Here is a 21,338-nt window from a genome sequence, read left to right on the forward strand (position 1 = left end):
ACAAAGTTGCGCTCTTGGCGCGGGGTGGAGCAGCCCGGTAGCTCGTCAGGCTCATAACCTGAAGGCCGCAGGTTCAAATCCTGCCCCCGCAACCAGTATAACCTAAATCTACCATTCGAAAATCGCATCAAAAAGCTCCTCGCCATAATCGTCGAGGAGCTTTTTGCGTTGCTGCTCAATATCGGGTTCGACGGACAATCTGGAAGGCAGCTCATTGCGAATTGAGCGCTGTCGGTGACCGAGCTTCAACACAGCCTATCGCGCAATCGCCAAAGGTCTTCCGATTGGTTCATGCGCTATGACGTCCATGGGTAAACCATAGATGCGCTGCAGTGCTTCAGGCGTCATGATCGTCTCCGGCGCTCCCTGTCTGATCACGCGGCCGGAATGGAGAACAGTGATGTTATCGCAGAAGCGGGACGCCATGTTGATGTCGTGAAGGACGATGATGATACCGAGACCTCTCTCCTGAGACAGATTGCGGAGCAGTGAGAGCACCTCGATCTGGTGGGCGATGTCGAGGGCCGAGATCGGTTCGTCGAGCAGCAGGCATTCCGTATCGCCACCTGCATGGTGAGCCAGGCGCGTTGTCTTTCACCGCCGGAGAGCGTGTCGACGAGGCGGTCGGCGAGGGGCGTGACACCGGTCAATGCCATCGCCTCGTCGGTCTTTTGCCTGTCCATCTCGCCGAACCGACCGAGGGGCCCGTGCCAGGGATATCGTCCAAGCGATACGAGTTCGCGGACGGTCATTCCGACAGCCGAGGGCAGGTGCTGCGCCAGATAGGCAGCTTTGTGTGCCAGCGCTTGGTCGTCCCAGGCGTCGAGCGTTCGTCCGTCCAGGGTGATGCTGCCGCTCGTTGGCGCTTGCTGACGTGGCAGCAGTTTCAGAAGCGTCGACTTGCCGGAGCCGTTGTGCCTGATCAGCCCGAGAACATGGCCATCCATCGGGATATCGAGCGTCAGCGGTGCAAGAATGGGCCGCTCGGCGACGTCGGAAAGACAGAAGGTCGATCTCTGTCCGTTCAAGACCTGAACTTTTTACTCCATCTGGGCAGAGACTGCCGCAATCCTCGATACCCGGAATGCGATCTCTCAGACTTTCCGGCGACGCACGCGCAGTCTATTCTCCTCGACATAGCGAATGGCATCCGTCAGCCGGGCAGGTAGATTGAAGTCTGGGTTTTTTCCCGGAAAGTTGCCGGACAATCCACTCGAGGTAATGCGCTGCGTTGCCCCAGAAGACTTTTCTCGACAGGCCGCTCCGCCTTGCCAAGGCATCAACGAGCGGGGTCAGGTGCGTGGAGACCAGTAGGGAGGCTGTATGGTTCGGCATCTTCTGTCGTGAAAGCGGTGGGGAGACGCAAGGCTACCAGCTCGCTGTCGTCATCGACCACGGTCGCGGTGTTCTCGATGTCGGCATGAACGGCTTTTCCCCCGATCACGGATAGGGCCATGACGGGGATGATCGCGGTCGCCAGCTATTTCTGCGACCATAGGGGAACCAGACAGCCATCGGGTTTGACGGCAAAACGAGGTGCGTAGCTCTCATGGAGACAAGCAAAGGCATCGGTTTCCAGCACCTGTGCTGATGGCACCACCCTGCGGATTTCCGGTCCATGGTGCAGTCTGTCCCGGATCGGCGCGAGCGGGCCGCTCATCGCGAGAGCAGATCCGCCGGGGTGCTAAGGCTGTTGATGGGTGCCTCCGGTAAAGGAGCCACTGGAAGTACGGTCCACCGACGAAGGCCGCGAGGACGCCTGCGGGGATTTCTTAGGGGAAGTGAATGCTGCGACCGTGCCAGTCAGCCGCGGTCATCAAGGCCCCCCGGCGGCGGCCGCACACAATGCCCGGTCCAGCGGCTTTGGAGGCGTGGTCATCGCCGCGATATGGGGCGCGATCAGTCCGACAAAGCTCAAAGGGCCGACGACCAAGGTAGCGGCAGCTGTGAGGATGGCAGACAACGACAGCAGCGAGGTCCGGGACCGTCGTGGAGCGGCGCCCGCGCTCACCCTAAGGCCTTCGGGGCTCGCGAGCGGATTGGCCGTGACCGACTGCATGATCGTGCCGGCCAGAGCCAGCATGGCCCCGGCCGAGGCTGCCGCAAGGACCAGCGGCCATCGACCCGAAGCCAGCTCCGCCGTTGGGAGGTTGTCGATGAACAGATGCTCGGTCAGAGAAAAGACGGCGATTGCGCCCATCACGACGATCGCGATGAGCAGGGCGCAGTGCGGGCGGTGGCGCGGGCTGGAGTTGGGCGTTCGGGCTTCAGCCTGCAGCACCGTCACGGTCATGTTCTTTCAAAAGCACAAGCATCGGGATTCAGGCCGCCAAAGCGCCAGTGCCACGGCATTGGAAAAGTCGTTCTGAACGAGCGAGCCGCTGCCCCAGATGAAGACGGAGCGCAGATATTCATGATTGAAGAGCGCAAGGACGACCGATGCGGTTCCGGCAAAGAAACTGATAATCATGCCGGCAAGGAGCATGGTGACGGGGGAAAAGCCACCTCTTGATGCGAGCAGCATGACAAGCCCAAGCGTGGCGAGGGCTCCGGTGACAGCGGATAGTTCGATGGACCAAACCGCCATGCCCGGTGCGGCGAGTGCCGCGAGCGTGATGGCAAGCTGAGCGCCGGACAGAAGTCCCAGCGTGCTCGGTTCCGCCAGAGGGTTCTTCAGAACCTGCTGGAAGACCACTCCGGACAGAGAGAGGGCAGCGCCAGCAAACAGCGCTACAAAAATGCGGGGAAGAAGGGCGTAGCGCAGATAGGTCTCGCCTAAGCTGTCCGGCGCAGGATCGAGGATCGCCGCCATCATCCGGGACAGGGGAACATGGCTGCTGTAGCCCAGAATGGTCAGCGCAAGTGCAGACGAAATCAGCAGCATGAACAGAAGTAAGGGGCGTTGCTTCATGCCGGTTGCAGCGCCTTTCCGAGGATCGTCGCAAAGCGCAGGGCAGACGGCAGGGCGCCGAAGACCCAGGTCGGCGGTATGGTCACGACCCGGTTTGCTTTTACGGAGGGAATTGCTCTCCACAAGGCGCTTCCGACAAGTTTCTCGGGTGGGCCCGGCTCGATGATGACGAGCCTTGCCTCCGGGTTTCGCGCAATCGCATCCAGCCCGGAGGTCGAGAAACAGTAGTGATTGCCAGCCTCTGTCCAGGCCTTTTCTTGCAAGCAGACAGCCAACGCCCGGCAGGGTCGGATATCGGTTGGAACAAACTCGTGTCGGGTGGCTTTTGCAAACTTGGCGCGGGCTGTGGCGTATTGGTCGCATGCCGGCGAATAGGTCGGAACCGTTCCCGTGGGCATGCGATAACGAGGTGAGTTGATGAATGAGACTAGCAAGGTTCGCCTGACGGTGAACCGGACATTCCGCGAGATCGACGTCGACAACCGAACCACATTGCTCGACTTCTTGCGAGAAAACCTGCAGCTCACGGGCACGAAAAAGGGCTGCGATCATGGCCAGTGCGGCGCCTGCACCGTCATCGTCGACGGACGTCGGGTCAATTCGTGCCTGACACTCGCCGTCATGAACGAGGGCGCTGAAGTCACCACGATCGAGGGGCTGGGCGCACCCGGTGATCTGCACCCGATGCAGGCCGCTTTCGTCAAGCATGACGGTTTCCAGTGTGGCTACTGCACGCCCGGCCAGATCTGTTCCTCCGTCGCGATGCTCGAAGAGATCGCGGCCGACATCCCCAGCCACGTGACCGACGATCTGATAAACAAGGCGCGGCCAACTGCCGAAGAGATCCGCGAGCGGATGAGCGGAAACATCTGTCGCTGCGGTGCCTATCCCAACATCGTCGATGCCATTACCGAGGTCGCGGAAACACGCTCATGAAAGCCTTCACCTATGAACGCGCGGCCTCGGCCGAAGCGGCAGCGCAAATTGCCGCGTCAAATCCGCATGCAAAGTTTATTGCAGGCGGTACCAATCTTCTTGATCTGATGAAGCTCCAAATCGAGACGCCGACCCATCTGATCGATGTCAACGGGCTCGAGCTCAACAAGATCGAACCGACGGCCGAAGGAGGCCTGCGGGTTGGCGCCCTGGTGCGCAATACCGATCTGGCCGCCCATGAGATTGTCCGTCGAGACTATCCGCTGCTGGCACGAGCGCTGCTTTCCGGAGCGTCCGGACAATTGCGCAATCGCGCCACGACCGGCGGAAATCTGCTGCAGCGGACCCGCTGTCCCTACTTCTACGACACCAATCAACCCTGCAACAAGCGGCAGCCGGGGAGCGGATGTTCGGCCATCGGCGGTTTCAGTCGGCAGCATGCGGTCCTCGGGGTGAGTGACGCCTGCATCGCGACCCATCCCAGCGACATGGCTGTTGCGATGCGCGTGCTCGATGCCGTCGTCGAGACGGTGAAGGCCGATGGCAGCCGCCGGGCCATTCCGCTGGCCGACTTTCACCGTCTGCCGGGAGACACGCCGCATATCGAAACGGTCCTTGAACAAAGCGAGATCATCACGGCAGTCTGTCTGCCGCCGCCGATCAGCGGCACCCAGATCTATCGCAAGGTTCGCGACCGCGCATCCTATGCCTTCGCGCTCGTCTCTGTCGCTGTAGTTATCCAGCCGGACGGGGCCGGGCGGGTCGCTCTCGGGGGCGTCGCACACAAGCCGTGGCGGATCGAAGATGCGGAGGCAGAACTGCCGAACGGTGCTCGAGCATCGGCAGCAGTCTTGCTCGCTGACGCCCGACCGACGGATCAGAACCGTTTCAAGCTCGCTCTCGTGGAGCGCTTGCTGAGCGCTGTCATTGCGCAAGCCAAGGATAAAAGCTCATGAAGTTCGACAGGCCAGAAACGACTAATCCCATCGACAATCTGACGGTGGTCGGCCGACCCACGCGGCGAATCGACGGCGAGCTCAAGACGACGGGTCGCGCCACCTATGCCTATGAGCACTGGGATCTCGGCTTTGAGATCGCCTATGGCTATCCGGTGGCCGCCGGCATTGCCAAGGGGCGTATCCTCTCCATCGACAGCGAGAGCGCCCGGCAGGCGCCCGGCGTTCTTGCGGTGGTCACCACACTTGATGTCGGGAGCCGCGAGAAGGGTGAGCACAATACGGCGACGCTCTTTGGCGGAGATGTCGTGCAGCATTATCATCAGGCAATCGCCCTTGTCGTTGCAGAGACATTCGAACAAGCGCGGGCGGCTGCTTCACTGATCGACGTATCCTACGAGCCCGAGGAAGGGGCTTTCGATCTGGCCGAGGCCAAGAAAACGGCAGAAAAGCCTTCGGAAGATGAGAAGCCCGATACGGCCGTTGGCGACTTCGATCATGCCTATGCTCGCGCGTCTGTGACGCTCGATGCCGAGTACAGCACACCAGACCAGTCGCATGCGGCGATGGAGCCGCATGCCTCGATGGCGGTCTGGGACGGCGATGAACTGAAGATCTGGACCTCGAGCCAGATGATCGACTGGTGGCGGACGGATCTTGCGACCTTCCTTGGCCTGGACAAGGAGAAGATCCGGCTGATGTCACCCTTCATCGGCGGAGGCTTCGGCGGCAAGCTGTTTCTCAGGGCGGATGCGGTGCTTGCCGCGCTGGGTGCTAAGGCTGCCCGGTGCGCGGTCAAGGTTTCCCTGCCGAGGCCGTTGATCATGAACAACACCACCCACCGACCGGCGACGATCCAGCGCATCCGGATCGGTGCCGACACCGACGGCAAGATCGAGGCGATCGCGCATCAGAGCTGGTCCGGCAACCTGCCGGAGGGAAGTCTCGAAACGGCTGTTAACCAGACGCGACTTCTTTATGCGGGCGAAAACCGCATGACCGCCATGCGCCTGGCCTCGCTCGACCTGCCCGAGGGTAATGCGATGCGCGCGCCGGGCGAAGCGCCGGGCCTCATGGCACTCGAGATTGCCATGGACGAGATGGCGGAAAAGCTCGGCATCGATCCCGTCGACTTCCGGATCATCAACGACACGCAGGTCGATCCGGAAAACCCAGATCGTCCCTTCTCGAAACGCGACCTGATCGGCTGCCTGCGCCTCGGTGCGGAACGCTTCGGATGGAGCGATCGAGGCCAGCCGGGAGCCCGACGTGACGGTAACTGGCTTGTCGGAACCGGCGTCGCTGCAGCCTATCGCGACAATCTGCTGGTCGAGTCCGGTGCCCGGGTTCGGCTCGAAAGCAATGGCCGGATTACCGTCGAGACCGACATGACTGACATCGGTACGGGCAGCTACACCATCATCGCGCAGACCGCTGCCGAAATGATGGGCGTGACACTGGAGGACGTCGACGTCCGGCTCGGCGATTCCAGCTTTCCGATATCCGCCGGCTCCGGCGGTCAGTTCGGTGGCAATTGTTCTACGGCTGGCGTTTATGCCGCCTGCGTCAAGCTGCGCGAGGCCGTTATCCAAAAACTCGGTTTCAATGCTCAGGATGTTCGATTCGAAAACGGTCAGGTTCGCTCGGGCAGTCACGCAATCCCTCTGGCGGATGCCGTCGGTCCGGATGGTCTTGTCGGCGAGGACACGATCGAATGGGGTGACCTCTCCAAGACCCATCAGCAATCAACCTTCGGCGCGCACTTCGTCGAGGTGGGTGTGGATGTCGTCACCGGGGAGTGCCGCGTTCGGCGCATGTTGGCCGTGTGTGCGGCCGGCCGCATCCTTAACCCGATCACTGCCCGGAGCCAAGTCATTGGCGCGATGACCATGGGCATTGGGGCTGCGCTTTCGGAAGAGCTTATCGTCGATACGAGCCGAGGCTTTTTCGTCAATCACGATCTCGCCGGATATGAAGTTCCCGTGCATGCGGACATTCCGAGCCAAGAGGTGATCTTCCTCGACGAAACGGATCCGATGTCTTCACCGATGAAGGCCAAGGGTGTCGGCGAACTGGGCTTGTGCGGTGTATCGGCGGCGATCGCGAACGCCATCTACAACGCCACGGGTGCTCGCGTCCGCGACTATCCGGTTACGCTGGACAAGCTGATCGGACATCTGCCCCCCGGTTTTTGAGCTCGAACCATCTAGGGACGCGTGGGCATCGATGCCGGCCACGTATTTTCAGGCGTGCCTATTAAGCGCCATTCACCAGGTCGGACGGCCTGGTGAATGGCATTGCTGCACGATGACATTGCGTCCATCACTTCCGATTGTCGCCTCCTCAGTCTCCATTCTCTCAGCCGCAAACATTGTCATCACGCCTCCGTGAGAAAATGTCGTTTTATCGCCTCGTCCGGCCAGCTTAAGGCTTGCCGGAAATGCGGCTCTGAAAGGGGCGCGCAGCCGAAACCCAATGCGGTGGGATTTCGTGCGAGGCGTTTCATATCGCCATCGCCAAATCGCCCCGCAGACAAGGACCGATAAGTAGATGAGTTTTTTTGACGTGACGCCGGCAGTCCGGATCCTGAAAAGCCTATGCGCGGCAGCGGGCCTCGCACTGCTGCTGACCGCCTGCTCGCAAACGACTGGCGTGCCACGCCAACCGGCTGCGCCTCCGGTCGATCCTGCGCTGCAGGCGATGTATGCCGAAGTGCAGGACGGTGGACAGATCATTCCCGCGGTCGATGTGTCGAAGATGGATCCCCGCAATATCCGCCAGGTCGTCAATTATCGCACATCCTATCTGCCCGGCACGATCGTGGTCGATCCGCATGCTCGCTTCCTCTATCTCGTCATGGAGGGCGACAAGGCGATGCGCTACGGCATTGGTGTCGCCAAGGCCGGTCTCGAATTCCAGGGCGTAGGCGATATCAAGCGCAAGGCCCGCTGGCCGGGTTGGGTGCCGACGCAGAACATGATTGCTCGCGAGCCGGATCGCTACGGTCCGCTCGCACAGGGTCTGCCGGGCGGCATCGACAATCCGCTCGGAGCGCGCGCCCTCTATCTCTACCAGAACGGGCGGGACACGCTCTACCGGATCCATGGGACCAACGAGGCGTGGTCGATCGGTCAATCCGTATCGTCTGGATGCATTCGCCTGCTCAACCAGGACATCATCGATCTCCACGCCCGTGTTCCAGTCGGATCGCAGATGGTGGTCCTGCCTCTCGAAGAATCCGGAAGAGGGGAGTTCTGATCAGCTAAGGCCTTCTCCGTCTTGTAGCGTGGTCTGTGACAGACGGAGCGTTGCGACAAGACAGAGTTTGGCGGTAAAATCGCAGTCTCAGAACCGGCGCGCCTAGTGGTACGCCGGCAGCCGGCGATGTCAACGTGGCGGCATTGCTGCGTCGGAAAGGCTTCGAGAGGGCCAAATGCATGATCGAACGACCGGAAGTCTTCCTGCGGCAGCTGCTCGACCGTGCTGTCGAGGTGGCGGATCCGATGCGGTCGCTCAAGGATTGTCTGCCTGAAAAGCCGAAGGGGCGGGTGATCGTTGTCGGCGCCGGCAAGGCGAGCGCTCGGATGGCGGAAGCGGTCGAGGCGGTCTGGGGTCCCTGCGAAGGTCTCGTCATCACGCGCTATGGATATGGCCGGCCATGTCATGGCATCGAGATCGTCGAGGCGGCCCATCCGGTTCCAGACGAGGCGGGCCTCAAGGCGACGGCGCGTCTGCTGGCTCTTGTTGAAAGTGCCGGCGAAGGCGATTTCGTTCTGGCGCTGATCTCGGGCGGAGCCTCGGCGCTCTTGGTTCAGCCGGTGCCGGGCGTTTCGCTTGCCGAGAAGCAGGCGGTCAATCAGGCGCTGCTCGCGTCAGGCGCGCCGATCGACCGGATGAACACGGTTCGAAAACATCTCAGCCGAGTAAAAGGTGGACAATTGGCCGCCGCAGCCTGGCCGGCTCAGGTCCTCGCCTTGATGATCTCGGATGTGCCGGGTGACGATCCGGCCTTTATCGGCTCCGGTCCGACGGTTGGCGATCCGTCGAGCACGGATGACGCTCTTGCGGTCGTCGACCAATGGAAGGTCGCGCTGCCGGGCCGGGTCCGTGAGGCATTGGAGCGCGGCTCCGGGGTCGTCAGGCCCGACGATCCGCGCCTTGCCCGGGTGCAGAACGTCATCTACGCCGCACCCCGGCAATCGCTAGAGGCGGCTGCGGCGCTGGCCCGAGAGGTCGATTGCGACGTGCGCGTTCTTGGTGATGCCCTGGAAGGTGAGGCGAGGGATGTCGCCGAGGCCCAGGCAAGGGAGGCGCTGGCTGTGCAGCATTCCCTGCGTGCGGGGGATGCGCCGGTCCTGCTCCTCTCCGGCGGCGAGCTTACGGTTACACGGCGCGGCGATGGCATTGGCGGGCCCAATGCCGAGTTCTGTCTGGCGCTTGCATTGGCTCTGGACGGCGCTGGAGGTATCCACGCGCTCGCTTGCGATACGGATGGTGTCGATGGTGCAGCCGAAGTCGCCGGCGCCGTCATCGGTCCCGAACTTTTGAAAAAGGCTGCCGAACTGCATTGCGACCCGAGCGACGCTCTGCAACGTAACGACGCCCATTCGTTCTTCGCGGCGTTGGACGCGCAGGTTGTCACCGGCCCAACTCTGACCAACGTCAACGATTTCCGCGCGATCCTCGTGCAGCCGCGGCCGACCGCATAAAGGCTTTAGCCGAAAATCCCGTCCACTGACGAAATCCGACGCGTGATGGTGCCGGTGCTCGCTGCATTGGCATTTCCACGAGAAAGCCTGCGGTTGATATCTATCATGATAAATTATTGCAATCGGGTTATCTATGTGAATTAATAGCGCGCATACAAGATGCCAAATCGAAAGGATTTCCCCATGAAGAGGCTATTCCGGAGCGCATTCGCCGCTGCCGCCTTGAGTGCCGCCATGATCGCCGCCCAGCCGGCGGGCGCGCAGACCCCTCCCAATGTTCTCGTCGTCGGGCAGATTGCCGAGCCGAAATCTCTCGATCCGCACACGGTCACCGCCACCAATGATTTCCGCATTCTGGTGAATGTCTATGAGGGCCTTGTGCGCTTCAAGGACGGGACGCTGGAGATTGAGCCGGCGCTCGCGGAGAGCTGGGACATCTCAGAAGATGGCAAGACCTATACTTTCAAGCTGCGTCAGGGCGTGAAGTTCCATGACGGTTCTGATTTCACCGCCGACGCGGTGAAGTTCAACTTTGACCGCATGTTGAAAGAGGACCATCCCTTCTACAACACTGGGCCTTTTCCCCTGTCGTTCAACTTTGCCTCCGTCGAGTCCGTCAACGTGATTGACGGCCAGACGGTCGAATTCAAGCTGAGCGAGGCGTTTGCACCCTTCCTGTCCAATCTTGCGTATCCCACAGGGCTGATCGTTTCTCCGGCGGCTGTGGAACAGCATGGCGCCGACTATGGCCGAAACCCCTCGGGCACCGGACCCTTCAAGTTTGCCGAATGGCTGTCGAACCAGCGTGTGGTCGTCGAGCGTAACACGGACTACTGGGGTGAGGCTGCCGCTCTTGAGGCCGTCGTCTTTCGACCCGTGACAGATGCAAACACTCGTGTGGCGGAGATGCTAGCCGGAGGCATCGACGTGATGGTCGAGGTGCCGCCGGACAATCTCACCACCTTCCAGCAGGATGCTGCGTTCTCCGTTGCCGAACAGGCGGGTCCGCATGTCTGGTTCGGTATCCTGAATACGAAGAGCGGTCCGTTCGCCGACAAGCGCGTTCGCCAGGCCGCCAACTATGCCGTCAACAAGGAGACGCTGGTCAACGATGTGCTCCAGGGCACGGCGACCGTGGCCGCTGGCCCCATTCCGCCTGCCTTCAACTGGGTGGAAAGCTCGGTCGATCCCTACGCCTACGACCCCGAAAAGGCCAAGGCCTTGCTGGCCGAGGCAGGTGTCGAGACGCCGGAACTCACGTTCTATGTCACTGAAGGCGGCTCGGGCATGCTTGATCCGGTAACGATGGGCGCGGCCATCCAGGCCGATCTGCAGGCCGTCGGCTTCAACGTGAAGATCGAGACCTACGAGTGGAATACCTTCCTCGGCCGCGTCAACCAGGGTCTCGACGGTCAGGCTGACATGGCTGAAATGGCGTGGATGACAAATGATCCCGACACCGTTCCCTATCTTACGCTGCGCAGTGATGCGATGCCGGATAAGGGTGGCTTCAACTCGGGCTACTATTCAAACCCCGAGGTTGACGCCTTGCTGGAGAAGGCACGCACATCGACGGATCAGGCTGAGCGCGGCAAGCTTTACGCCCAGGTCCAGGAGATCGTGCATGACGATGCCCCCTGGCTGTTCGTCGCCAACTGGAAGCAGAACGCGGTCACGACCGCTAATGTCCAGGGCTTCAAGCTTCAGCCCTCATTCCTTCTCAACCTGCACGGTGTGACGAAGCAGTAATCCTCCTGCGACTGACGCCAGCGGGTAATCCGCTCGCCGGCGTCAGCCTTGAACGTTCCCGGAGGTTGCGATGTCGGCCTATATTCTCAAACGTCTGATCGCGGTCGTGCCCGTGCTGTTCGGCCTGTCGATCATCGTCTTCCTGGTGATGGCCCTCATTCCCGGGGATACGGCGACCGCCATTCTTGGCGCCTATGCAACGCCTGAAAATGTCGAGCGGATCAATCGCGACCTCGGTCTCGATCAGCCTCTGTTTCAGCAATACCTGGTCTGGATCGGCAATGTGCTGCAGGGTGATTTCGGCCGCTCCTATGCCCTGAACCGACCCGTGCTGGACGAGGTCCTCGAGCGTTTCGGCGCGACCCTCATCCTTGCCGGCGTCTCTCTCCTACTGTGCACGGTCATCGGCCTTTTCGCCGGCGTCGTTTCGGCTGTTCGGCAGTTCGGATGGGCGGACCGTGCGATCACTTTTTTCGTGCTGGCCGGAATCTCCATGCCCTCCTTCTGGCTGGGTCTGCTTCTCATCTACCTCTTCGCCGTCAAGTGGCGGATGCTTCCGGCCTCGGGCATGTATGCTGTCTATGGGGGAGGGGACCTGAAAGACCTTCTGCTCCATCTGGTGTTGCCCGCCGTCACGCTGTCGGTGGTTGCGGCAGGCGTGATCGCGCGACTTACGCGGGGCGCCATGCTCGAAGTGCTGCGGCAGGACTTTGTCCGCACAGCCCGTGCCAAGGGACTTTCGGAAAGGCGGGTCATTTATGGTCACGCGTTTCGGTCGGCACTGGTCAGCATCATTCCAGTGATCGGCATCCAATCCGGCTTCGTGCTCGGTGGCGCCGTCTATATCGAGACTGTGTTCCAGTGGCCGGGCGTCGGCGCCATGCTGGTAAAGGCCATTTCGAGCCGTGACATCCTGCTGGTCCAGGGTGGTGTGCTCGTCGTTGCCGCGAGCTACGTGCTCTTCAACCTCGTCGCCGATGTTCTCCAATCCATGCTCGACCCGAGGATCCGCACGTGAGTACCGTTTCTGCTGTCACCCAGCCCAAGGTCGCTTCGGGGCGGATCACGTCTTGGCGACTTCTACTCAACAATCGTCTCGCCGCAGCGGGGCTCGTGCTTATCGGGTTGATTGCTCTCTTGATCCTGCTCGTGCCGATCCTGCCTCTGCCAGATCCCGATGCCACCGCGCCCGCAGATCGGCTGAAGCCTGTTCTGACGGCCGGACATCTCCTCGGCACCGATCAGCTCGGCCGCGATATCCTGAGCCGGCTTTTGTGGGGCGCGCGTCTGTCCGTCATGGTCGGCTTCACGGCGACGCTGATCGCCGCGCTGATCGGGTCGGTGATCGGCATTGTCGCGGGCTATGTGGGTGGACGCACCGACAATGCCATCATGCGTGGCATCGACATGCTGATGGCCTTTCCCTACATCCTTTTGGCGCTGGCTATCGTCGCTGCCCTGGGGCCGGGCCTGATGAACGCGCTCTATGCCATTGCCATCGTCAACATCCCTTTTTTCGCGCGTAATGTGCGCGGCGTGACGCTCGGATACGCCCATCGCGAATTTGTCGATGCTGCGCGCCTGTCCGGCAAGGGGCATCTGTCCGTCATGTTCACCGAGGTGCTACCAAACGTGGCGCCGGTCATTGTCATTACGATGTCGACGACAGCCGGCTGGATGATCCTGGAGACGGCAGGCCTCAGCTTCCTCGGTCTCGGCGCACAGCCACCGCAAGCCGATCTCGGATCGATGCTAGGCGAGGGACGGGCGCAGCTCTTCACCGCTCCGCATGTCTCGATCGTGCCGGGCGTGATGATCTTTCTCATCGTCATCAGCCTGAATGTTCTGGGTGACGGCATACGAGACGTTCTCGATCCGCGGCTGCGCTCGGGCGCGCTCGCGCGTCCGGGGCCTGTCACGGAAATTGCGACCGATCGAAGCGTTCCGGAGAACTCTGCCCGGGACGCCGCTCTTTCCATCGAAGGTCTGGAGACCGGTTTCCGCAGCGGAAACGACATCATTCCGGCGGTGCGTGGGATTTCCCTACATGTGAAGCGCGGGGAATGCCTCGGGCTGATCGGTGAAAGCGGGTCGGGGAAGAGCGTTACGGCGCTGTCGGTGATGGGGCTGGTGGCGTCCCCACCGGGCATCATCCAGAGCGGTGCGATCTATGTGGGCAATGAAGACGTGCTGGCGATGCCGCAGACACGACTGATCTCCTTGCGTGGCAGCCGCGTCTCCTATGTGTTTCAGGATCCGCTGACGACACTGCACCCCATGTATCCGGTCGGACGGCAAGTCGAGGAAGCGATCGCCGCGCATCAGTCGCTCGGTGCAAATGAGCGCCGTGAACGGGCGATTGCGCTCCTCGAAAAGGTTGGAATACCGGAGGCGCGGGAAAGGGCGAAACACTATCCGCATCAGCTTTCGGGCGGTCAGCGCCAGCGTATCGGCATTGCCATGGCGCTCGCCAACGATCCTGATGTGATCATTGCCGATGAGCCGACGACCGCTCTCGACGTGACCGTGCAGGCCCGCATTCTGGAGCTCTTGCGCGATCTGCAGCGCGAACGCGGGATGGCACTTCTCTTCATCACACACGATTTCGGCGTCGTGTCGGAGATCTGTGACCGCGTCGCCGTGATGAAGGACGGCGAGATCGTCGAGACGGGAGAAACGCGCGCGGTGCTCGCCAACCCGCAGCATGATTACACAAAGCGGCTGATCGCCTGCGTGCCCGAGCTCGGGACTGGGGCGCAGTTCCTCAAGCGCGTCGCCGGGCTCTTCCCGAAGCAGCAAACGGAGGCGTCATGACGAAGTCTGCGATCCAGGTTCGTGATCTGACCAAGTCGTTCGGCGGCGGGCGCAGCCTGTTCGGCAAGGCGAAACACGAGGTCAAGGCCGTGAAGTCGGTGTCGCTGGATCTGATGCGCGGCGAAACACTTGCCGTCGTCGGGGAAAGCGGATCGGGAAAAAGCACGCTTGCCCGTATGCTGGTCGGGCTCGAGACGCCGACCTCCGGGAGCATGCTGATCGGGGGCAAGGATGCGGAGGCGCTGCGGCGCGAGGGGCCGCGGGCCTTTGGCAAGACGATCCAGTATGTCTTTCAGGACCCGGTTGCCTCGCTGAACCCGCGCAAGACGATCGGAAGCATTCTCGACACGCCGCTCAAGCTTCTGTGTGGCTACGAGGCGCACAGACGCCGCGAACGGATGAAGGAACTGCTGGACGCGGTGCAGATGCCGGAAAACACGCTTACGCGCTATCCGCACGAATTCTCCGGGGGGCAGGCGCAACGGATTGCGATCGCGCGCGCTCTTGCGGCGGAAGCGGAGATCCTAGTCTTCGACGAGCCGGTGAGCGCGCTCGACGTCGGCGTGCAGGCGCAGGTCCTGTTGCTTCTCAGCGATCTGAAAACGCGGTTCGACTTGTCCTATCTCTTCATCAGTCATGACCTTGCCGTTGTCGAGGCAATCTGTGACCGCGTGGCCGTCATGTATTTCGGTGAGATTGTCGAGCTGGCACCCGCGGCAAGGCTTTTTGCCGATCCTGAACACGCTTATACAAGGCGGCTCGTGGCCAGTGCGCCCCGTATCAGGAGAGAATGACGTGCGATGACCGATACCGAGGAGAGGGCGAAGACGAGCAGCGAAGACGGCAAGCGGTTGTTTACCCCTGCCGGAAAGACGAAGCGCCGACCCGATGCCATTGCCGATCTGATGAAGGATTTCATCCGTTTGCAAGGGCTTCAGCCAGGCGATCGTCTGCCGCAGGAGCGCGATCTGATGGACCGCTTCAAGGCTGCCAAGGGCACGGTGCGGGAGGCGATGAAGGCTCTGGAAACACAAGGCCTGATCTTCACGCGTAGCGGCCCCGGGGGCGGTGCCTTCGTCGCGGCTCCCTCCGCTCGCCACGCCATGGAGTTGTTGTCCACCCACTTCTTCTTCAATCCGCCGACCCTCTCCAACATCTATGCGATCCGCAAGGCGCTGGAGCCTGAAGTCGCCGCCTCGCTCTCAGGCAGGGTATCGGCCCAGCAACTGGCTTTGCTCGAGCGAACGATCCGGCTCTATGATCACCCGCCGGTCGACCCGGACGAACAGTATCGCCAACGCGTTGCGGAACTCGATTTCCACTCGCAGCTGGCTCAGTTCTGTCCCAACCCGTTGCTCGGGTTTCTCTGTGGTCTGATGCACAATCTGTTGCGCGATCTGCCACTGGCCAGGCAGATCTATGCTGATCCTGCGCCCAGCTCGCGGGAGGAGGGGCTCTCCTACCAGTACCGGCTCATGGCAGCGCTGAAGGATGGACGGACAGAGGATGCGCGCGCGATCGCGGCCGAGCATATGGCATTCGCTGAGGCCTATATGCTGGCGCGGGCAGGCACGATCGGATAATTAGGACGGTACAGTCGGCAGTCCTTTACGAGGTCGGCGTTGCCGTCTCAGTCGATGTCGGACAGTGGCGGGCATAACAGGAGGTCGGGCTATGGTTTGCGCGCGCCGCATGCAGAGTGTAGTGAGCTCCCGCTCCCTCGACATTTTTGCGAGCCGGTGGAGCCAGATCGCGTGTCGCGCGTTTCTTCACGCGATCAGTCGGGGGCTTAACGAAAAAAGATGATGCAATTCTTCTCGGGCTACGAGGCTCAGATCGCTCTGGGTCTGGTGATCGTTCTGTTTGGGCTGTTCGTCTGGGAGAAGTATCCCGCCGAGGTGATTGCATCCGCAGGTGCTGCGGTCTTCATCGTGCTCGGCTTCGTTCCGACCGACAAGGCAATGGGCGTTTTCTCAAACTCTGCGCCGCTGACGATCGGCGCCATGTTCGTGCTGACGGGCGCCCTTGTGCGTACCGGTGTTTTGGAACGCGTGGCGGCAATGGTTCTGGAACGGTCGAAAAAGCGGCCTCGGTTGGCGCTTGCCGTGTTCCTGCTGACGGCGCTGGTTGCGTCGGCCTTCATGAACAACACGCCGGTGGTGCTTGTTCTCATTCCCATCGTGATCCGCCTTGCCGTCTCGCTCGACATCGCTGCGACACGGCTGCTGATCCCCGTGTCCTATGCCGCCATTCTGGGTGGAACCTTGACGCTGATCGGCACGTCGACCAACCTGCTCGTCGATGGCGTCGCCCGGGGACAGGGGCTTGAGCCTTTCTCGCTTTTCGAGATCACACCGATTGGTCTGGCTGCTGCAATTACTGGCGGGCTCACGATGATGGTGCTTGGCAGGTTTCTTTTGCCGGATCGCCGTGAGGAAGGCGGCGAACTGGACGATCAGGATGACGCCGAGTTTCTTTCGGAAATCACGGTGCTTGCGGATGGTCCCTTCACCGAAAAGCCGGTCGGCGAAATTGCGGAATTCAAGCAGCCTGGGCTGCGCATCGTCGGGTTGCATACCAATGGCGAGGTGATCCGCAAGGATATCGAGACCATGACTCTCAAAAAGGGCGATGGTCTGATCATCCTTGCCAAGTCGGCCGACCTCCTGACCCTGAATGAAAAGGACGGTTTGCGCGTCGGTCAACGACGCGGAGCAGCCCCGAAGGGCGACGTCATCGTGGTCGAGGCGGTCGTCGCACCCGGGCGCTACGGGTATCGGACGCGTCTTTCCAGCCTGACGCTCGGCCGCCGCTTCGGCGTGCGCATCATCGGTGCCCATCGACACCGGCATGTGCCCGGTCCGGACCTCGCCAATGTCCGCCTTCGGCCGGCAGACAAGCTGCTCATTGAGGGGACTGCGGAGGCGCTCGACGAACTGTCGCAGCAGAACGAGCTGATTTCCGTCACCCGTTCCACCGCCCGCGCCTTCAGGCCCACCAAGGCGCCTTTGGCCTTGCTTGCCCTCGGCCTCGTCGTGCTTCTCGCTGCATTCAATGTCATGGACATCGGCACTCTGGCGATGATCGCAGTTCCCGCCATTCTCATCTTGCGCTGCATCGACGCAGACGAAGCCTGGGGCTCGATCGATGGCGGCATTCTGATCCTGATTTTCGCGATGCTGATCGTCGGGCAGGGATTGCAAGAAACCGGAGCCGTGGCACTCGTTGTGGATACGGCCATGCCCTTGATGTCGACGGTCTCGCCCTTCGTTCTTCTGCTTCTGGTCTATACATTGTCGTCGACGCTCACCGAATGCGTGACCAACAATGCAGTAGCCGTCATCCTGACGCCGATCGTCATCGGCCTCGGTCAGCAACTCGGTATCGATCCGAGGGCCCTGGTGGTGGCCGTCATGTTCGGTGCAAGTGCAAGCTTTGCGACGCCGATTGGCTATCAGACGAACACGCTGGTTTATGGCGCCGGGAACTATCGTTTCAGTGATTTCGTCAAGATCGGCTTGCCGATGAACATCATAGTGGGCTTGGCGTCCTGCTACGCTATCTATCTTTATTATGGTCTTTGAGGAGTAAACGCATGGATATCATCACCGGCTTTTTCGGACTGGTCGAGGATCTCACATGGGGATGGGCGCTCATTCCCATGCTCGTTGTCTTCGGCGTGTTCATCACGGTGATGACCGGGTTCGTGCAGATCAGGTTCTTCAAGCGCATGTTTCGCGTTCTCTTCGCCAAGAACCAGACCGGCGATCCGAATGCGATCAGCGCACGCGAGGCCCTGCTCGTGTCCGTCGGCGGGCGCGTCGGTGGTGGTAACATCGCAGGCGTCGCGGTCGCGATCACGCTCGGCGGGCCGGGCGCCGTCTTCTGGATGTGGGCGATCGCAATCATCGGCATGGCGACGAGCCTGGTCGAATCGACGCTTGCCCAGCTTTACAAGCGTTCCAACGGTGACGGCACCTATCAGGGCGGGCCGGCTGGCTACATCATCTATGGGCTCGGTGCGAAGCACAAATGGCTGGCCGTGGTTTACGCCGTCTGCCTGATGCTGGCATTCGCTTTTGGTTTCAACGCCTTTCAGGGCAATACCTTTGCCGGTGCCGTCTATGACAGCCTCGGCGTCGATCGCGTCTGGAGTGGCATTGGTCTTGCGATCATCACCGGCTTTATCGTCTATGGCGGCATCCGCCGTATCGCGAAGGTCGCTGACGTCATCATTCCGATCATGGCCTTCATCTATATCGGCCTGACACTGCTGGTCATCCTGTCCAACATCACCGAGATTCCGGGCGTCATCTGGTCGATCGTTGCCAATGCCTTTGGCCTGGAAGAGGTTGTCGGCGGCGGCTTCGGCGCTGCCCTGGCCCAGGGGCTTCGCCGCGGGTTGTTTTCCAACGAGGCGGGTCTCGGATCCACCCCGAACGTGGCGGCGACGGCTGATGTCCGCCACCCGATCAGCCAGGGCATTACCCAGTCCTTCTCGGTGTTCATCGACACCATCGTGATCTGCACCTGCACGGCCTTCATCATCCTGCTCAGCCCCGTCTATCAGCCGGGCGTGGAAGGCATCGACGGCATCGTGCTTACCCAGCAATCGCTGGTCAGCCAGGTCGGCACGTGGTCGCAGTATTTCCTGACTTTCGCCATCCTGCTCTTTGCCTTCAGTTCGATCATCTACAACTACTATCTCGGTGAGACGGCCCTGAAGGTCATGACCGCTCGGCCGGGTGCCTTGCATGTTCTGCGGTTTGCCATCGTCATCGTCGTATTCCTGGGCGCAACGGCTCCGGGTGCGACGGCGGTCTTCTTCTTCTCCGATCCGCTGATGGGCGTGCTCGCGGTGGTCAACCTCACCGTGATCCTGATGCTCTTCCCCGTCGCCTTGCGGATCCTCGACGATTTCCGCGCGCAGCTGAAGGCCGGTGTGGCGCGGCCAGTCTTTGAACCGACGGCGTTTCCCGATCTCGATCTCGATCATTCCGCCTGGCCCCATGCGCAAAGAGTGGCGGGACCGGACGGGGGCGCTCTCGCCAAGGCGTGAGCATCTTTGTGGGGCTGTGGTGACGCGGCCCCGCGAACGTCTCAAAGCGATTGATGACATTGTCGGCTGATTGAAGCCGCCTCGGTTTTCCGGGGCGGCATCTTTGTGCTTGCCTCGTTGATAGGACCGTTCCCATCATTTCCGTTGACACCCGTGGGGTGCGCTACTAGCCTGTGTGGAAACGTTACCACATTGGGAGGAGATAACGATGAAACAGGCGCGGTTGAACCGCCTCTTCGGCACGTCTGGAAACTGCTTCGACGTGGCCATCGATCACGGCATGTTCAATGAACGCACGTTTCTCGCCGGTATCGAGAACATGCGCCAAGCCATCGACGTCATCGCTGCGGCAGGCCCTGACGCCATCCAGCTGCCGCCGGGCACAGCGCCCATGCTGCAGTCGATCCCGGGCAAGGCTCGTCCAGCCCTCGTGCTGCGTACCGATATTGCGAACATCTATGGCAATCCGCTGCCGAGTGCTCTGTTCTCCGAGGTGATCGATCGTCCGGTCGAGCAAGCGATCGCGCTCGATGCAGCCTGCGTCGTGGTCAATCTGCTGATGCTGCCCAACCAGCCCGAGGTCTATCGGGCCTGCGTGCGCAACGTGAACAGCCTGAAGCGCGAATGCGAGATCTACGGCATGCCGCTGATGGTCGAGCCGCTGGTCATGCAGGACAATTCCAAGGGCGCCTATATGGTTGACGGCGCAATCGACAAGATCCTGCCGCTGGTCCGGCAGGCCGCGGAACTCGGAGCCGACATCATCAAGGCAGACCCCTGCGACGACGTCACCGAATATCATCGGGTGATCGAGATCGCTCAAGGGCTGCCCGTCCTCGTGCGTGGCGGTGGCCGGGTCTCCGATGAGGAAATCCTCGCTCGCACCAGGGTGTTGATGGAGCAAGGCGCGCGCGGGATCGTCTATGGCCGCAATGTCATCCAGCATGCCAATCCGGGCGGCATGACGCGGGCGCTGATGGCCATCGTTCACGACGGCGCAACGGCGGAGGAAGCGTCGCGTCATCTCGCCTGAGATTGCGTGACGGGAGGAGGAGCATCATGAAGACCTTTCGTTTCGGCGTCATCGGCTGCGGCCTGATGGGTCGCGAATTTGCCAGCGCCGCAGCCCGCTGGATGCATCTGACTGACGCCAAGGCTAGGCCAGAGATCGTTGCCGTCTGTGACACCAATACGGAGCTGATGGCGTGGTTTCAGACCCACGTTCCCTCCGTTCGACAGGCAACCACGGACTACCGCGAACTTCTCGCCAATCCTGAGGTCGACGCCATTTACTGCGCCGTACCTCATGTGCTGCATGCCGAGTTCTACACGGACATTATCAAGGCCGGAAAACATCTGCTGGGTGAAAAGCCCTTCGGTATGGATCTGGCGCAGAACAGGGCGATCATGGCGACGCTTGGCCAGCATCCGGAACTCATCGTTCGCTGCTCGTCGGAAATGCCTTACTTCCCCGGCGCGCAGAAGGTCATTGCCATGGCGGCAAGCGGTGAGATGGGCGACATTCTCGAGGTCGAAGCCGGCTTTCTGCATTCTTCCGACATCGATCCCAACAAGCCGATCAACTGGAAGCGCATGGAGCATGTCAACGGTGCCTATGGCTGCATGGGGGATCTGGGCATGCATGTGCTGCATGTTCCATTGCGGCTCAGCTGGCGGCCGGAAACGTTGCATGCCAACCTCGTCAAGCGGATCACCGAGCGCCCGGATGGCAAGGGCAACAGAGTGCCTTGCACCACCTGGGACAATGCGACGATCAGCAGCCGCGTGCGCACCGCCGACCAGGATTTCCCTCTGGTGCTCAAGACCTGGCGTATCGCACCGGGCGAATCCAACACCTGGTACATCCGCATTCTCGGCATGAAGAAGAGTGCCTTCTTCTCGACCAAGCATCCGCGCCAGTGGCAGTGGATGGATTACCAGGGCAGCACGCAGTCCTGGAACACGGAAGACCTCGGCTATGGCTCGGTTTTCCCCGCCATCACCGGCAAGATTTTCGAATTCGGCTTCGCCGACGCGATCCAGCAGATGTGGGCGGCCTTCGTCGACGAACTGGCGGGTGGCACGGCGAACGGCTTCCCCTGTGCAAGCCCCGCGGAAGCGGCAGCTCACCACGCCGTCCTGACGGCGGCACTTCAATCCGGTCTGGAAAACCGGGTCGTTTCTGTCGACTACGATTGAGGCGG

Annotated in this window: 20 protein-coding genes and 1 tRNA gene; 16 read left to right on the forward strand and 5 right to left on the reverse strand. The window is 61.2% G+C overall.

What is annotated here, in order from left to right; all coding sequences use genetic code 11:
* Positions 1-18: 18 nt before the first annotated feature.
* Positions 19-95 (forward strand) — tRNA-Met (locus tag ACQKP1_RS21465).
* A 279-nt stretch (positions 96-374) separates the two neighbouring features.
* Here ACQKP1_RS21465 and ACQKP1_RS21470 read toward each other — a convergent pair.
* A complete protein-coding gene (locus ACQKP1_RS21470) occupies positions 375-1,028 on the reverse strand; it encodes an ATP-binding cassette domain-containing protein (protein ID WP_427276941.1) in 654 nt (217 codons plus the stop codon).
* A 94-nt stretch (positions 1,029-1,122) separates the two neighbouring features.
* On the reverse strand, positions 1,123-1,335 hold the full coding sequence (locus ACQKP1_RS21475; protein ID WP_427276942.1) for an IucA/IucC family C-terminal-domain containing protein: 213 nt from the start codon (positions 1,333-1,335) through the stop codon (positions 1,123-1,125).
* On the opposite strand from ACQKP1_RS21475, the gene ACQKP1_RS21480 reads away from it, so the two are divergent.
* Positions 1,301-1,450, forward strand: a complete 150-nt coding sequence (locus tag ACQKP1_RS21480; protein WP_427277055.1) for a hypothetical protein — start codon at positions 1,301-1,303, stop codon at positions 1,448-1,450. The two genes, ACQKP1_RS21475 and ACQKP1_RS21480, sit on opposite strands and share 35 nt — an antisense overlap.
* 366 nt (positions 1,451-1,816) lie before the next feature.
* Here ACQKP1_RS21480 and ACQKP1_RS21485 read toward each other — a convergent pair whose 3' ends face one another.
* From ACQKP1_RS21485 to ACQKP1_RS21495, 3 genes are read right to left on the reverse strand one after another with little or no spacing between them, the layout of a single operon-like run.
* Positions 1,817-2,293 (reverse strand): iron chelate uptake ABC transporter family permease subunit, encoded by a 477-nt coding sequence (locus ACQKP1_RS21485; RefSeq protein ID WP_427276943.1) that lies wholly within the window; start codon positions 2,291-2,293, stop codon positions 1,817-1,819.
* Between the two features lie 6 nt (positions 2,294-2,299).
* Positions 2,300-2,911: an iron chelate uptake ABC transporter family permease subunit gene (locus tag ACQKP1_RS21490; RefSeq protein ID WP_427276944.1), complete on the reverse strand. Its 612-nt coding sequence runs from the start codon at positions 2,909-2,911 to the stop codon at positions 2,300-2,302.
* Positions 2,908-3,174 (reverse strand): hypothetical protein, encoded by a 267-nt coding sequence (locus ACQKP1_RS21495; protein WP_203018287.1) that lies wholly within the window; start codon positions 3,172-3,174, stop codon positions 2,908-2,910. The genes ACQKP1_RS21490 and ACQKP1_RS21495 overlap by 4 nt, the downstream gene beginning before the upstream one ends.
* 154 nt (positions 3,175-3,328) lie before the next feature.
* Here ACQKP1_RS21495 and paoA point away from each other — a divergent pair, with 154 nt between their 5' ends.
* The 14 genes from paoA (at position 3,329) to ACQKP1_RS21565 (ending at position 21,333) form a co-directional block, all read left to right on the forward strand.
* A complete protein-coding gene (paoA, locus tag ACQKP1_RS21500) occupies positions 3,329-3,847 on the forward strand; it encodes an aldehyde dehydrogenase iron-sulfur subunit PaoA (RefSeq protein ID WP_203018285.1) in 519 nt (172 codons plus the stop codon).
* On the forward strand, positions 3,844-4,803 hold the full coding sequence (locus ACQKP1_RS21505) for an FAD binding domain-containing protein (protein WP_427276945.1): 960 nt from the start codon (positions 3,844-3,846) through the stop codon (positions 4,801-4,803). The genes paoA and ACQKP1_RS21505 overlap by 4 nt, the downstream gene beginning before the upstream one ends.
* Entirely contained in the window at positions 4,800-6,998 is a 2,199-nt protein-coding gene (paoC, locus tag ACQKP1_RS21510; protein ID WP_427276946.1) for an aldehyde oxidoreductase molybdenum-binding subunit PaoC, read from the forward strand. Before ACQKP1_RS21505 ends, paoC begins: the two co-directional genes overlap by 4 nt.
* Positions 6,999-7,353: 355 nt before the next feature.
* Positions 7,354-8,061, forward strand: a complete 708-nt coding sequence (locus ACQKP1_RS21515) for a L,D-transpeptidase (protein ID WP_427276947.1) — start codon at positions 7,354-7,356, stop codon at positions 8,059-8,061.
* 179 nt (positions 8,062-8,240) lie between these two features.
* Positions 8,241-9,512, forward strand: a complete 1,272-nt coding sequence (locus tag ACQKP1_RS21520) for a glycerate kinase type-2 family protein (RefSeq protein WP_427276948.1) — start codon at positions 8,241-8,243, stop codon at positions 9,510-9,512.
* A gap of 183 nt (positions 9,513-9,695) precedes the next feature.
* Entirely contained in the window at positions 9,696-11,261 is a 1,566-nt protein-coding gene (locus ACQKP1_RS21525; protein WP_427276949.1) for an ABC transporter substrate-binding protein, read from the forward strand.
* Between the two features lie 70 nt (positions 11,262-11,331).
* On the forward strand, positions 11,332-12,279 hold the full coding sequence (locus tag ACQKP1_RS21530; RefSeq protein WP_427276950.1) for an ABC transporter permease: 948 nt from the start codon (positions 11,332-11,334) through the stop codon (positions 12,277-12,279).
* A complete protein-coding gene (locus tag ACQKP1_RS21535) occupies positions 12,276-14,075 on the forward strand; it encodes a dipeptide/oligopeptide/nickel ABC transporter permease/ATP-binding protein (protein WP_427276951.1) in 1,800 nt (599 codons plus the stop codon). The genes ACQKP1_RS21530 and ACQKP1_RS21535 overlap by 4 nt, the downstream gene beginning before the upstream one ends.
* Positions 14,072-14,869 carry an ATP-binding cassette domain-containing protein gene (locus ACQKP1_RS21540; protein ID WP_427276952.1) on the forward strand — a complete coding sequence of 266 codons (798 nt, stop codon included), beginning with the start codon at positions 14,072-14,074 and terminating at the stop codon, positions 14,867-14,869. The genes ACQKP1_RS21535 and ACQKP1_RS21540 overlap by 4 nt, the downstream gene beginning before the upstream one ends.
* Before the next feature lie 6 nt (positions 14,870-14,875).
* The gene (locus tag ACQKP1_RS21545) at positions 14,876-15,658 is read left to right on the forward strand and encodes a FadR/GntR family transcriptional regulator (RefSeq protein ID WP_427276953.1); all 783 of its coding nucleotides are present in this window, start codon (positions 14,876-14,878) and stop codon (positions 15,656-15,658) included.
* 219 nt (positions 15,659-15,877) lie between these two features.
* Positions 15,878-17,659, forward strand: a complete 1,782-nt coding sequence (locus tag ACQKP1_RS21550; RefSeq protein WP_427276954.1) for an SLC13 family permease — start codon at positions 15,878-15,880, stop codon at positions 17,657-17,659.
* Between the two features lie 11 nt (positions 17,660-17,670).
* Positions 17,671-19,134 carry an alanine/glycine:cation symporter family protein gene (locus tag ACQKP1_RS21555; protein WP_427276955.1) on the forward strand — a complete coding sequence of 488 codons (1,464 nt, stop codon included), beginning with the start codon at positions 17,671-17,673 and terminating at the stop codon, positions 19,132-19,134.
* 208 nt (positions 19,135-19,342) lie between these two features.
* On the forward strand, positions 19,343-20,167 hold the full coding sequence (locus tag ACQKP1_RS21560) for a class I fructose-bisphosphate aldolase (RefSeq protein WP_203018262.1): 825 nt from the start codon (positions 19,343-19,345) through the stop codon (positions 20,165-20,167).
* A 23-nt stretch (positions 20,168-20,190) separates the two neighbouring features.
* Positions 20,191-21,333: a Gfo/Idh/MocA family protein gene (locus ACQKP1_RS21565; RefSeq protein WP_427277052.1), complete on the forward strand. Its 1,143-nt coding sequence runs from the start codon at positions 20,191-20,193 to the stop codon at positions 21,331-21,333.
* Positions 21,334-21,338 lie beyond the last annotated feature (5 nt).

It is taken from the genome of Allorhizobium sp. NPDC080224 (genome assembly GCF_050281005.1).
Lineage (GTDB): Bacteria > Pseudomonadota > Alphaproteobacteria > Rhizobiales > Rhizobiaceae > Allorhizobium.

Excerpts from the sequence above, each read along its gene's own strand:
- ACQKP1_RS21475 (WP_427276942.1), bottom strand. The coding sequence starts at position 1,335 with ATGCCGAACCATACAGCCTCCCTACTGGTCTCCACGCACCTGACCCCG.
- ACQKP1_RS21485 (WP_427276943.1), bottom strand. The coding sequence starts at position 2,293 with ATGACCGTGACGGTGCTGCAGGCTGAAGCCCGAACGCCCAACTCCAGC.
- ACQKP1_RS21490 (WP_427276944.1), bottom strand. The coding sequence starts at position 2,911 with ATGAAGCAACGCCCCTTACTTCTGTTCATGCTGCTGATTTCGTCTGCA.
- paoA (WP_203018285.1), top strand. The coding sequence starts at position 3,329 with ATGAATGAGACTAGCAAGGTTCGCCTGACGGTGAACCGGACATTCCGC.
- ACQKP1_RS21505 (WP_427276945.1), top strand. The coding sequence starts at position 3,844 with ATGAAAGCCTTCACCTATGAACGCGCGGCCTCGGCCGAAGCGGCAGCG.
- paoC (WP_427276946.1), top strand. The coding sequence starts at position 4,800 with ATGAAGTTCGACAGGCCAGAAACGACTAATCCCATCGACAATCTGACG.
- ACQKP1_RS21515 (WP_427276947.1), top strand. The coding sequence starts at position 7,354 with ATGAGTTTTTTTGACGTGACGCCGGCAGTCCGGATCCTGAAAAGCCTA.
- ACQKP1_RS21520 (WP_427276948.1), top strand. The coding sequence starts at position 8,241 with ATGATCGAACGACCGGAAGTCTTCCTGCGGCAGCTGCTCGACCGTGCT.
- ACQKP1_RS21525 (WP_427276949.1), top strand. The coding sequence starts at position 9,696 with ATGAAGAGGCTATTCCGGAGCGCATTCGCCGCTGCCGCCTTGAGTGCC.
- ACQKP1_RS21530 (WP_427276950.1), top strand. The coding sequence starts at position 11,332 with ATGTCGGCCTATATTCTCAAACGTCTGATCGCGGTCGTGCCCGTGCTG.
- ACQKP1_RS21540 (WP_427276952.1), top strand. The coding sequence starts at position 14,072 with ATGACGAAGTCTGCGATCCAGGTTCGTGATCTGACCAAGTCGTTCGGC.
- ACQKP1_RS21545 (WP_427276953.1), top strand. The coding sequence starts at position 14,876 with ATGACCGATACCGAGGAGAGGGCGAAGACGAGCAGCGAAGACGGCAAG.
- ACQKP1_RS21550 (WP_427276954.1), top strand. The coding sequence starts at position 15,878 with ATGATGCAATTCTTCTCGGGCTACGAGGCTCAGATCGCTCTGGGTCTG.
- ACQKP1_RS21555 (WP_427276955.1), top strand. The coding sequence starts at position 17,671 with ATGGATATCATCACCGGCTTTTTCGGACTGGTCGAGGATCTCACATGG.
- ACQKP1_RS21560 (WP_203018262.1), top strand. The coding sequence starts at position 19,343 with ATGAAACAGGCGCGGTTGAACCGCCTCTTCGGCACGTCTGGAAACTGC.